Source organism: Bradyrhizobium huanghuaihaiense (assembly GCF_025200885.1).
In the GTDB taxonomy this organism is placed as follows: Bacteria; Pseudomonadota; Alphaproteobacteria; order Rhizobiales; family Xanthobacteraceae; genus Bradyrhizobium; species Bradyrhizobium huanghuaihaiense.
In genome coordinates, this window is record NZ_CP104172.1 from 307,078 (window position 1) to 318,754 (window position 11,677).

An 11,677-nucleotide genomic window follows, 5' to 3' on the forward strand; every position below is an offset into this window, starting at 1 on the left:
CAAGGCGCCGCCTTGACGGGCAACCGCCTGCCATGCGTCGGTGCAAAACTGCGTCGCGGCAACCAATGAACGGCAATGGCAACGCAGAAAGTCCGCCCAGAATGATTCGTTCCTACTAGTCTGGCGGTCGCTTGTCCGTGCTCGCCTTTGGCCATTCATGCGGCTCTTCAATAACCTAGCGCTCCTGCCTTTGCTGGCCCTGCTGACCGCGTCGCCTCTGTGCGCTCAGGTCACGTTCGGTGCAGCGGGCGCGGAAGGCGAGCCGTTTCGCCGGCAGGAGTGGCGAGTGCCCTCGCCGGATGCTGCTATCGCCGCGCATGCGCTGCTGTTTCGCCCCGCTGGTGCCGGTCCGTTCCGGCTTGCGGTCATCGCGCATGCTTCGACGCAGAACGCGTTGCGTCGTGCGCAAATGCCGCAACCGGAATACCGCGCGCTCGCAGCGTTTCTCGTCGCGCGCGGGTTTGCCGTTCTGGTGCCGGAGCGGCTCGGCCATGGTGCGACCGGCGGCCGCTATGTCGAGGACCAGGGCGATTGCGACGAGCCTGACTATGCGCGCTCCGGTCGCGCGACCGCCGAAGAAATCGCGCTAGCGCTGGACTATCTGCGCACGCAGGATTTTATCCGAAAGGATGCCGCGATCGTGATCGGGCATTCCGCCGGTGGATGGGGCGCGCTGGCGCTGGCGAATGCCGATCCAAAAGCGATTTCCGCCATCATCACATTCGCGCCGGGGCGCGGCGGCCACGCCAATGACGAGCCGAACCGGATCTGTGCGCCGCATGCGCTTCGGGCTGCGGCGACCGAATTCGGCAAAGTGGCGCGCATTCCCGTCACATGGTTCGTCGCCAACAATGACAGCTATTTTGCGCCGGAATTCTCGAAGTCGTTGGCAGATGCCTTTCGCAGCGCCGGCGGAAAAGTCGATTTCCGCGTATTGCCCGTGGTCGGCAGCGAGGGGCATGGGATGATCGAGACTGACGCCGGCGTGAAAGCTGCAGCCGCCGCGCTCGAGCGCGCGCTGAACCAGTCCAAACCAATGGCGACCAAGAAGCCATGACGCTGTATTTCCTGGTCAAATTTTTCCATGTGCTCGGCGCCATCGTCATCCTCGGCACCGGGACCGGCATCGCCTTCTTCATGCTGATGGCGCATCGCACGCACGATGCCGACTTCATCGCGCGCACCGCATCGGTCGTGGTGATCGCGGATGCGATCTTCACGCTGTCGGCGGTGATCCTGCAGCCGGTCAGCGGCGGCTTGCTGATGATGCTCTCGGCAACGTCGATCACGGAGCGCTGGCTGTTGGCCTCACTCGCGCTCTATGCCATTGCTGGCCTGTTCTGGATTCCCGTGGTGTTCATGCAGATCGAGATGCGCGACCTCGCGCGCAAAGCTGCCGGTCAGCGCGCCGCGTTGCCAGAGCGCTACTTCATCCTGTTCCGCCGCTGGTTCGCGTTCGGCTTCCCGGGCTTCGGCGCAACGATGGCGATCCTGTGGCTGATGATCGCCAAACCGTTTTGAGAGGCGCGATGAACCCAAAAACCATCTTGGTGCTCGGCGCCTCCGGCCTGATCGGCCGTTTCGTCACCGACGATTTGCGCGCGCGGGGTTTTCGTGTGGTCGGTGTGGCGCGCAGCCTGTCGCCGGCGCAGACAATGAGCGCGCTGGACATCGAGCTGCCGATCCTGTCGCTCGATGCGACCGCGCTGACGCGCCTGATGAGCGAGCATTCCGTTGATATCGTCGTCAATTGCCTCGGCGTCCTTCAGGATGGTCCCGGCAGTGACACCAACGCCGTGCATCGCGATTTCGTCGCGCGCCTGCTTCAGGCGATCACTGGCAGCGGCCGTGCCGTCCGGCTGGTGCATATCTCGATTCCCGGCACCGCTGCGGCGGACCGCACCGCCTTCGCCACGACCAAGCGCGAGGCGGAGCGATTGATCGCTGCGTCCGGCGCGCCCCACGCCATCCTGCGGCCCGGCTTCGTGATCGCCCCATCTGCCTATGGCGGCAGCGCGATGCTGCGGGCGCTCGCGGCCTTTCCGCTCGACCTGCCGGGAAAGGAGATGATGACGCCATTTCAGCCCGTTGCGGTCGAGGATATTTCGGCCACCATCGCCTGGCTCGCCGCGCGCGACATCGACGATGCCTCCGTCAAAGCGGTGAGCTGGGATTTGATGCAGGTCGAGCCGGTCACCATGGCCGGCGTCATCAAGAAATTTCGTCTCGCATTCGGCACAGGCGGTTGGCCAAGCATCGCGATGCCGGCCTTCATGCTCGATCTCGGGGCAAAGATCGGCGATCTCGCCAGTTATCTCGGTTGGATGCCGCCGATGCGCTCCACGGCCATTGCCGAGCTCCGCCGCGGCGTGACGGGCGATCCCTCGGCCTGGATCGCCGCTACAAGCATCGCGCCGAAGACGCTGGCCGAGACGATCGGGCGCCATCCCGCGACCATCCAGGACAAATGGTTCGCGCGGCTGTTTCTGGTCAAGGCGCTGATTGTCGCGAGCCTGGTCGCGTTCTGGATCGTCTCCGGCTTCATCGCGCTGTTCGTGTCCTACCGCGCCGCCGCCGGCATTTTGAGCGCGCACAACTTCCCGCCCGCGCTGGTCGATCCCATCACCATCGGCACCAGCCTGATGGACATGAGCATCGGCGTGCTGATCGCCTTCCGCCGCACGGCGGCGGTCGGGCTCGTCGCTGGCATCGCCGCTTCGCTCGGCTACATGTTCGGCGCGGCGATTCTCACACCCGACCTCTGGATCGAGCCGCTTGGCGCGCTGGTGAAGACCGGGCCGGCGATCGTGCTGATGCTGGTCGCGCTCCTGATACTGGACAATCGCTGATGAGCAAGTGGCCCGACGACGACGTGATCCTGTTCGACGGTGTCTGCATCTTCTGCTCGCGCTGGGTGCGTTTCGTTGCCAAGCGCGATACGGCAAAGCGGTTTCGGTTCACGCCGATCCAGTCGGATTACGGGGCGCGATTGGCGCGGACGTTCGGCATCGACCCCGGCGATCCCGACACCAACGCCGTGATCCATGGCGGCGAGGTCTTCATGAAATCGGATGCAGCACTGACGGTGCTCTCACAGCTCCCCGGCTGGAGCTGGGTACGCGCGTTGTTCGCCGTGCCGAAGCCGCTGCGGGACCCGATCTACAGCCTCATCGCGCGCAACCGTTATCGCATCTTCGGGAAGTACGATGCCTGCTTCGTGCCGGATGCCGATTTGCGGGCGCGGGTGATCGAGTAAGTCGTCATTGCGAGCGCAGCGGCACCCGCAAATTCAGCGTCGTCCCGGCGCAGGCCGGGACCCATAACCACAGGGCGCAGTTTGGCAGGACTGGAAGTGAAGGAGGCCGCGGTACGAGCACCGTGGTTCATCGAGAAATCACGCGGTATGGGTCCCGGCCTTCGCCGGGACGACATCGTCTTAGAGCCTGCTCAAAGCCGCCAGCACATCCCGCGCCGCCCGCTCACCACTATCCCGCGCGCCATGTGCCGTTGTGAAGAATTCCGGCGACGTCGCCTCTCCCGCGAAGAACAGCCGTCCATCCACCGGCGCGGCCAGCACCGCGCGATCTCCCGCATGCCCCGGCAGCGCATGCGAGTACGATCCGCGTGCGAAGGGATCACGCGCCCAGCGCGATTCGTACAGCGGCTTCAGCTTGCGCCTGATATCGTTACCCAGAAAGCCCGCGATCTCGTCGATGCTGTGCGCGGCGATGGCGCCTTCGCCGGAATCTTCCAGCGCGCGGGCAAAGCTGCCGCCGAAGAATCCTTCGATGCAGGGCTGGCCGAACGGGCGGATGTGATAGGTGCCCATCTCCGTGCGCATGGTGGCGCCGCGCAGATTGCCCTCTTTCGGCAAGGCTTCGGCATCCTCGAGCGCCAGCGTCACCTTGTCGTCGACGCCGAGCGGCAGGCCGGCGGCGGCATCGACCTTGGACGGGAGCGGCGGCGAGAAACGGATGGCCTCATCGGCGATGAGATTGGTCGGCACTGTGACGATCACCTTGCCGGCATCCAGCGTGCCCCGCGACGTCTCGATGCGGAGGCGCTTTCCCGAATGATCGATCAGCGTGACGTTGCAGCTCAGCGCCACCGGGCAGGGCGCGCCATAGGCTGCAACAAGCGCGCCGTAGCCGCGGCGGACACGCCAGTTGAGGTTGGTGTCCTCATAGGCGTCCCAGTCGAGCGTCGACATGTCCTTCAGTTCGCAGCCGTTGATATAGGTCGAGATCGCGTCGATCATCGGATTCCAGCGATTGCCGGGCTCCAGACTCAGGCTCGCGGGCTCATCCTTGCCCTTTTGTGCGGCTTTCCACATGCGCTCGTAGAACGCGTCCATTGCGCGCATGAAGTCCTCGCGCTCACTTTGCGGAAAGGCATTGCCGTAGGCGCGCTCGCGCCAGGGCGGCAGGTCCTTGTTGAGCTCGAAACCGAGCTGTTTGGCGATTGCGACGAAGGAATTCTTGTCGGCCGAGTGCAGCCAGCCGCAGCCGACGTCGAAGGTGACCTCGGGCGAGGCCTGTACAGTCCAGGCCCGCCCGCCGAGCCGGTCGCGCGCCTCCAGCACGATCGCGGAGAGGCCGGAGCCATCAAGCGCATGCGCGGCGCCGAGGCCGGCTGCACCGGCACCGATGATCGCGACGTCAACGGAGGAGGGCAGGGAGGTCATGGGCGGGCTCTAGCACGTTCGCTGGAGCGCCACCACAAAACGAGCTGTGGGCGGGTGAGACGGTTTCGTAGGGTGGGCAAAGGCGCTCTTGCGCCGTGCCCACCATTCTCAAGTGGTGGGCACGCTTGCGCTTTGCCCACCCTACGGCACTGCGCCGCGTCCGGGGCACGAGAGAGCGGTGGCCTTACGCCACCGCTTCCTTGGCCTTTTCCGCGCGCTTGCGCTCGTTCGGGTCGAGGTGCTTCTTGCGCAGGCGGATCGACTTCGGCGTGACCTCGACGAGCTCGTCGTCCTCGATATAGGCGAGCGCCTTCTCCAGCGTCATGCGGATCGGCGGGGTCAGGCGCACCGCTTCGTCCTTCGAGGTCGTGCGGATGTTGGTGAGCTGCTTGCCCTTGAGCACGTTGATCTCGAGATCGTTGTCGCGGGTGTGCTCGCCGACGATCATGCCCTTGTAGACCTTCCAGCCCGGCTCGATCATCATCGGGCCGCGGTCTTCCAGCTTGAACATGGCGTAGGCCACCGCTTCGCCCTGGTCGTTGGAGATCAGGACGCCGTTGCGGCGGCCCTGGATCTCGCCCTTGTACGGGGCGTAACCGTGGAACAGGCGGTTCATGATCGCGGTGCCGCGGGTGTCGGTGAGCAGCTCGCCCTGATAGCCGATCAGGCCACGGGTCGGCGCGTAGAACACCAGGCGCTGACGGTTGCCGCCGGACGGCTTCATCTCGATCAGCTCGGACTTGCGCTCGCTCATCTTCTGCACGACGACGCCGGAATGCTCCTCGTCGACGTCGATCACGACCTCCTCGATCGGCTCCATGGTGGCGCCGGTCGCCTCGTCCTTCTGGTAGACGACGCGCGGACGCGACACCGAGAGCTCGAAACCTTCGCGGCGCATGGTCTCGATCAGGATCGCGAGCTGCAGTTCGCCGCGGCCCGACACTTCCATCGCGTCCTTGTCGGCGGCTTCGACGACGCGCAGCGCGACATTGCCTTCGGCTTCGCGCAAGAGACGGTCGCGGATCATGCGGCTCGTCACCTTGTCGCCTTCGGTGCCTGCGAGCGGGGAGTTGTTGACGATGAACGACATCGACACGGTCGGCGGATCGATCGGCTGGGCCGGCAGCGGCACCTCGACGGTCGGATCGCAGAAGGTGTCGGCGACGGTGCCCTTGGTGAGGCCCGCGATCGCAACGATGTCGCCGGCTTCGGCTTCATCGAGCGGGGTGCGCTCGAGGCCGCGGAACGCCAGGATTTTTGTGATGCGCCCGGACTCGACCAGCTTGCCCTCGGCGTTCAGCACCTTGACCTGCTGGTTCGGCTTGAGCACGCCGGACGAGATGCGGCCGGTGATGATGCGGCCGAGATAGGGATTGGCCTCCAGGATGGTGCCGATCATCTTGAACGGGCCTTCCTCGACCTTGGGCGGCGCGACGTGGCGCAGGATCAGGTCGAACAGCGGCTCCATGCCCTTGTCCTTCGGACCCTCGGGGCTCTCGGCCATCCAGCCCTGCTTGGCTGATCCATAAAGAATGGGGAAGTCGAGCTGCTCCTCGCTCGCGTCCAGCGCCGCGAACAGGTCGAACACCTCGTTGATGACCTCGGTCGGGCGCGCGTCGGGGCGGTCGACCTTGTTGATGACCACGATCGGCTTGAGGCCGACCTTGAGCGCCTTGGAGACCACGAATTTGGTCTGCGGCAGCGGGCCCTCGGCGGCATCGACCAGCACCAGGGCGCCGTCCACCATGTTCAGGATACGCTCGACCTCACCGCCGAAATCGGCGTGGCCGGGGGTGTCGACGATGTTGACGCGGGTGTCCTTCCACTGCACCGAGGCCGCCTTGGCCAGGATGGTGATGCCGCGCTCACGCTCCAGGTCGTTGGAGTCCATGGCGCGATCCGTCACCTTCTGGTTCTCGCGGAACGTGCCGGACTGCTGGAGGAGCTTGTCGACGAGGGTCGTCTTGCCGTGGTCGACGTGGGCGATGATGGCGACGTTGCGAAGGTTCATGTGTGAGCTTCTTTGCGGTCGAACAATGGGTTAAGCGCGATCTCGCCGGTCAGACCGGGACCTCTTCACGGACAACGCTGGAAACGTGGAAAACGGGGCCTGCTTCGCCCAAAAAGGAAGCCCGGTCAGCTCGACCGGGCACCCTACGCGTTTGCGGCGCAATATATGCAAAAACCGCCAAAAAACAATGTGTTCTTTGGCCCTTGGTTGACTGAATTTTGTCCGGGAATTCCCGGGGCTTAGGGCCGGGTTCCGGGATGGGTAGGGGACTTTCGCCCCTTGATCGCCGCCCAGATCAGGACGACGCCCCCGATGCCGACGACCAGCCCCAGGAAGACCAGCGGCGCGATGTCGGAATCGATCTTGCCCCCCTCGACCACCGAGGCCCCGCCGAACAGCAGGGCGCAGAGCCCCGGAAGCAGCAGGATCATCCCCGAGATCACCATGAGCGCGGTGAGGCAGCCGCTGCGGGCCTCGGCGGGCGTCGGGACGGGCGGCAGAACCGGCGGTGGCGTGTCGCTCATCGTGGTGCCTCCTCGCTTTGCCTTGCCTCGCGATAAGTCTGCCCTTCGAGCTCGGCGCGAATCCGGCCGATCGCACCGTTGCGGTAGAACAGATTGTAGGTGTCGAACGGAATGATCGCGCCCTGCTCCGTCACGAAATGGATGCAGCTGCGCTTGACGTTGCCGACGCAGAAATTGAAGCGGTCGAGAAACTGCACGATGGTGACTCGGAAGACGTTCTCGTAGGAGAGCCCTTCCGGCACCTGGAAGCTCGGCAGGCAGCATAGCAATTCGCAGACCCGCTCGCTCGTGTTCAATGGCCCTGACGACAGCGAGAACAGATCGATGAATTTTTCTCGCAGCATCGGATATTTTTCCGGGGTGATGGTGTTGGGCATCACCGCGACGAGCTGCTCCTGCGGGATCAGCGAGGTCAGCGGCAGCACCTTCTCGCCGTTGCGCAGGCCATAGCCGATCGAGATGCTTTCGGGGTTGCAGGGCAGCGGGATCATGTCCTTGTCGCCGAACACGCCGGTCTCGACGACGCGCTTGCGGATCTCCGACAGCATGATGCGGTCGGTGGTCTTGTCGAAACTCTCGTTGCGGCCGGCATCCTGCACCGGCTGCAAGGTGACGCCGCGCACGCATTTCCAGGTGAGGGCGTGGCGCACGATGTCGCCGATCTCGCCATCGTTGACACCGCGCTTGATGGTCGCGACCAGCGTGGTCGAGACGCCGTAATGTTCGAGATTCTCCAGCGCCTGCTGGCGGATCTTTCGCAAATCCGCGCCGCGCAGATTGATCAGCGCATCGCGCTGAAGCGAATCGAACTGGAGATAGACCTCCAGCCCGCGCCTGTTCTCGGCGAGCCGCGCCACGAAATCCTTTTCGCGGGCGATGCGCAGGCCGTTGGTGTTGATCATGACATGGCGGATCGGGCGGGCGCGCACGGCGTCCAGGATCTCGAAGAAATCCGGATGCAGCGTCGGCTCGCCGCCGGAAATCTGCACGAGATCGGGCTCGCCCTCACTGGCGACCAGCGCGTCGAGCATCTTCTCCACCGTCGCGAGCGGGGTGAATTTCGTTCGTGCCGGCGAGGATTCGGCGAAGCAGACCGGGCAGGTGAGGTTGCAATGCTCGGTGATCTCGATCAGCGCCAGGCAGGAATGCTGCTCGTGGTCGGGACAGAGGCCGCAATCATAGGGGCAGCCGAATTCGGTGCGGTGCTGGAATTGCAGCGGCCGGTCGCCGGGCTTGATGAAGTCCTTGCACAGGCGCCAATAGGCGGCATCCGTCGACACCAGCGTCGACTGCACGCCGTGCTCCTTGCAGCGCTTCTCGTACCAGACCTCGTTGTCGAGAATCTGGATCTTGGTCGGCACCAGCTTCAGGCAGGTCTCGCAGAGGGATTGGGTCTGGCCCCAGAAGATGTAGGGACGCGACTTACGCAACGGCGCGTTCATGCACGGGTCTCGCTTTGGGCGCCGTCGCCAGCATGATTGCGGCGTAGAGCAGGATGGACAGCGACAGCAGGTGAAACAGGGTGAAGGGGCCGATCAGCGTGCCATAGGGCTTGAGGAATTCCCACAGGAAGCGTTGCGCTCCGTAACAGGCGAGAACCAGATAGAATCCATTGGTGATCGCGAACGTATTCCGGTTCAAGACCGCCAGCACATAGGCAAACGCGAACAAGCCCATTGCCGCGCTCTCGTAGAGCTGCGCGGGATGGCGGAGAACGCCGTCGCCGAAATCATGGGCCCAGGGCAGCGCCGTCGGCGTGCCATAGGTGAAATCGTCGAGGCCCGCGAAGTAGCAGCCGAGCCGCCCGATCGCGATGCCGACGGCCAGCGGCAGCGCGAAACGCGCGCCGGTTCGCACCGTGATCCCCGCGGACCATTTGTAGAGCTCGATCGCCACGATGCCGCCGGCCAGCGCACCCTCCACCGAGCGCGCAATGCCGCTCTGTCCCGACAGCCACAGATTGGCGGACCCGAACAGATAGGCGCCAAGCCCGGCGCCGAACACCAGCGCGGCGATATAGGGCAGCTCGAATGATTGCGCCGGAAACCGCAAGCCGCGTCGCGACAGCCAGGAGAGCGCCGCTGCCGCCGCCAGCCACGCCGCGATGTCGAAGAGAGTGTGAAGGAATGCCCCGCTCATGCGGGGGTGAGTATAGCACGAGTTACGTCGAAAACGGCGTGATGCGCATTACTGCGCCCTCTCCCCTTGTTGTGGGAGAGGGCAGCTCCGCCATCAGCCATGAGCTCATTCGGGTGAGGGGTCTCTCTCGGCAGACGAACTCGTGGAGAGAACCCCTCATCCGGCGCCATAGCCGAAGCTTTGCTTCGGCGTTCTGAAGAACGGCGGCCGTAGGCCGCCTATGCCACCTTCTCACAAGGGGAGAAGGAAGAAGCAGATTGTGCCTCTACCCCGCCTCCCGCTCCTCCGTCGGATACACTCCGCGCAGCACCTCCTCGAAATGCATCTTCACGGCGTCATTGCACAGGCAGGCGCGCAGCTTCAGGCCGTCGCGGTTGCGGACCAGGATCGATCCGCGCCTTGTGTCGAGCACGCCTTCGGCCCTGAACGACTGCAGCACGCGGCTCGCATAGCTGCGCCCGACCCCGAGCAGCGTCGCGAGCTGCTCATGGGTCAGCGGCACGCTGCTCTCGTCGCCGGTCCGCTCCATCGCCGCCAGAATCCATTTCGCCGTGCGCTGCTCGATCGAGTGGATGGCGTTGCAGGCGGTGGACTGGAAGATCTGCGCTAGCATGCAGTCGGCGTAGCGGACGAAAACGTTGCGCAGCGACGCCGAGCGCAGCTTGGCGGCTTCGAGCTTGGCGACATGAATGCGTGCAAACGGACCGCCGAATTTGACGCAGATGCGGGTGTAGGCCGGCAGGAATCCTTCGCTGACGATGCCGCCCACCGCGCCTTCGCGGCCGACCAGGATGGTCTCGACGTCGCGGCCGTCCTCATTGGGCACCAGAAAGGTCGCGAGCGCCGGTCCGCAGGGGAAGTGGACGACCTGGACGTCATCGCCGGGATTGTAGAGCAACTGGTTCGCAGCGGAGTCTTCGACGGTCACGTACGGCGCGAGCAGCGCGTAGTCCGCCGCACTCAAGCGCCGCAGCAGATTGTTGGCCGGTCGGCTTTCGACCTCGCTCGTCTTGTCGATGCGCGCATCCATCGTGAACCCCTGTCCTCCTTTCCACATTAGCGAGTTCCGTCCATTTCCTGTGTGCACAAGTGGACAGACTGGAGAACGGCAATGTGGTGGGTTTCGTTCCGGGAACCCTCCGATGCGCTGGGCGCAGGCATCGTGTCGCGGCAGTCCTGATCCGAAAAACCTCACGCAGAAGATGTGATCATGGCACCCGCATTCTCCAACGGCTCAGGCCGGCCTGCCGACGTTCTGATCGTCGAGGACGATCCAATCATCGCGATCGATTTCGAGGACCGTCTCGTCGGGTTTGGTGTGACGCGCGTGCGGAGCGTCGGCGCGGTGACACAGGCGCTGGAGGCGATCGCGGAGCGGGCTCCCGACTTCGCTCTGCTCGATGTCGAGCTGATCCGCGAGACGAGTTTTGCAATCGCCGAGCGGCTGGTCGCGCTGAAAATCCCGTTCGTCTTCGTCACCGGCTACGGTGCCGACGCGCGGATTCCGCCCGAATTCGCCGGCCGGCCGCGCTTGCAGAAACCGTGCTCGAGCGACGCGCTGGAGGCGGCGCTGCGGGCGCGGGGCACCTGACGGCCTATTTGCCGGAGCGAATGCAGAGCTCGGCGAGGTCGCTCTCGACGTCCTTGAAGAATGTGTGCGGAAGCGGCGGCGGCGATGAGGCCCTCTTGATCGCCGCACTCTGCGCAATCGCCCCTTGATCGGACAATTGCAGGAAACGTTTCAGCGCCTTCGAACGACTCTTACCGGCGAACGTCTCCAACCGTTCTTCAGTTGCATCGGTCGGATTGAGACGGAGCAGGGCTTCGTTGCCGGTCCCCAATGGATAGACCGCTCCAAGCTTCACGCGGGCGATCACGTTGTGGCGGTCGAAATGCTCGAAGATCAAATCCAGGATCTTCGCCTGACGTATCGGCTCTTCCATCGCGAGATAGCGCTTCACGTCCGGATTGCTCTTCAGGCTTTCCAATTCGGCTGCGCCGGCAAATGGATTGTCGGAGTTCTGCCGGTCGATGAACGCCGATGCGCCTTCCAGCATTCGCGTGCCCCATGTGATGACGATGTCGCGGCCGCGCGGTTCGAGCTGGTCGGCAGCTAACCCCTTGTCCGTCAGGCATGCCGGATCGGCGCTCGCGCGCAGTGACTTGCCAAGTTCGGCGGTCAGCGCCTTGCCATAGGGCGAGGCGAAGGCTTCGCGCACCTGTGTTGCCTTGTCCTGGCTCTGCGCCCATGTGGGGGACGCTGCGCCCAGCAGGAGCGCGATCACGAACGTTCGGCGGCTGAACGGCACGGCTTCAACT

General features: G+C 64.5%; 12 protein-coding genes. 5 read left to right on the forward strand and 7 right to left on the reverse strand.

Translation table 11 applies throughout. From position 1 onward, the window contains the following. The first annotated feature begins 157 nt into the window (after positions 1 to 157). From N2603_RS01450 to N2603_RS01465, 4 genes are read left to right on the forward strand one after another with little or no spacing between them, the layout of a single operon-like run. The gene (locus tag N2603_RS01450; RefSeq protein ID WP_260387418.1) at positions 158 to 1,057 is read left to right on the forward strand and encodes an alpha/beta hydrolase family protein; all 900 of its coding nucleotides are present in this window, start codon (positions 158 to 160) and stop codon (positions 1,055 to 1,057) included. Next, positions 1,054 to 1,521: a DUF2269 family protein gene (locus tag N2603_RS01455; RefSeq protein WP_260387419.1), complete on the forward strand. Its 468-nt coding sequence runs from the start codon at positions 1,054 to 1,056 to the stop codon at positions 1,519 to 1,521. The genes N2603_RS01450 and N2603_RS01455 overlap by 4 nt, the downstream gene beginning before the upstream one ends. Positions 1,522 to 1,529: 8 nt before the next feature. Then, a complete protein-coding gene (locus N2603_RS01460) occupies positions 1,530 to 2,849 on the forward strand; it encodes an SDR family oxidoreductase (protein WP_260387420.1) in 1,320 nt (439 codons plus the stop codon). Beyond that, the gene (locus N2603_RS01465; RefSeq protein ID WP_260387421.1) at positions 2,849 to 3,256 is read left to right on the forward strand and encodes a thiol-disulfide oxidoreductase DCC family protein; all 408 of its coding nucleotides are present in this window, start codon (positions 2,849 to 2,851) and stop codon (positions 3,254 to 3,256) included. The genes N2603_RS01460 and N2603_RS01465 overlap by 1 nt, the downstream gene beginning before the upstream one ends. 180 nt (positions 3,257 to 3,436) lie before the next feature. Here the strand turns inward: N2603_RS01465 and N2603_RS01470 are convergent, their stop codons facing one another. The 6 genes from N2603_RS01470 to N2603_RS01495 all read right to left on the reverse strand — a co-directional run bounded on the left by N2603_RS01470 (position 3,437) and on the right by N2603_RS01495 (position 10,388). Continuing rightward, the gene (locus N2603_RS01470; RefSeq protein WP_260387422.1) at positions 3,437 to 4,684 is read right to left on the reverse strand and encodes a flavin monoamine oxidase family protein; all 1,248 of its coding nucleotides are present in this window, start codon (positions 4,682 to 4,684) and stop codon (positions 3,437 to 3,439) included. Between the two features lie 184 nt (positions 4,685 to 4,868). Then, positions 4,869 to 6,695 carry a translational GTPase TypA gene (gene typA, locus N2603_RS01475; protein ID WP_018645122.1) on the reverse strand — a complete coding sequence of 609 codons (1,827 nt, stop codon included), beginning with the start codon at positions 6,693 to 6,695 and terminating at the stop codon, positions 4,869 to 4,871. Between the two features lie 239 nt (positions 6,696 to 6,934). Then, positions 6,935 to 7,219, reverse strand: coding sequence for a hypothetical protein (locus N2603_RS01480; RefSeq protein ID WP_260387423.1), 285 nt, complete (start codon positions 7,217 to 7,219; stop codon positions 6,935 to 6,937). After that, positions 7,216 to 8,661, reverse strand: a complete 1,446-nt coding sequence (locus N2603_RS01485; RefSeq protein ID WP_260387424.1) for a radical SAM protein — start codon at positions 8,659 to 8,661, stop codon at positions 7,216 to 7,218. The genes N2603_RS01480 and N2603_RS01485 overlap by 4 nt, the downstream gene beginning before the upstream one ends. After that, the gene (locus N2603_RS01490) at positions 8,642 to 9,358 is read right to left on the reverse strand and encodes a prolipoprotein diacylglyceryl transferase (protein ID WP_260387425.1); all 717 of its coding nucleotides are present in this window, start codon (positions 9,356 to 9,358) and stop codon (positions 8,642 to 8,644) included. The genes N2603_RS01485 and N2603_RS01490 overlap by 20 nt, the downstream gene beginning before the upstream one ends. A 265-nt stretch (positions 9,359 to 9,623) precedes the next feature. Beyond that, positions 9,624 to 10,388, reverse strand: coding sequence for a Crp/Fnr family transcriptional regulator (locus tag N2603_RS01495; RefSeq protein ID WP_018645126.1), 765 nt, complete (start codon positions 10,386 to 10,388; stop codon positions 9,624 to 9,626). Positions 10,389 to 10,568: 180 nt separating this feature from the next. Between N2603_RS01495 and N2603_RS01500 the strand changes: the two genes are divergently transcribed. Further along, complete coding sequence (locus N2603_RS01500) at positions 10,569 to 10,949, forward strand: response regulator (RefSeq protein ID WP_018645127.1); 381 nt, start codon at positions 10,569 to 10,571, stop codon at positions 10,947 to 10,949. A 4-nt stretch (positions 10,950 to 10,953) separates the two neighbouring features. On the opposite strand, the gene N2603_RS01505 is transcribed toward N2603_RS01500, so the two are convergent. Then, positions 10,954 to 11,667, reverse strand: coding sequence for a hypothetical protein (locus tag N2603_RS01505; RefSeq protein ID WP_260387426.1), 714 nt, complete (start codon positions 11,665 to 11,667; stop codon positions 10,954 to 10,956). Positions 11,668 to 11,677: the final 10 nt, after the last annotated feature.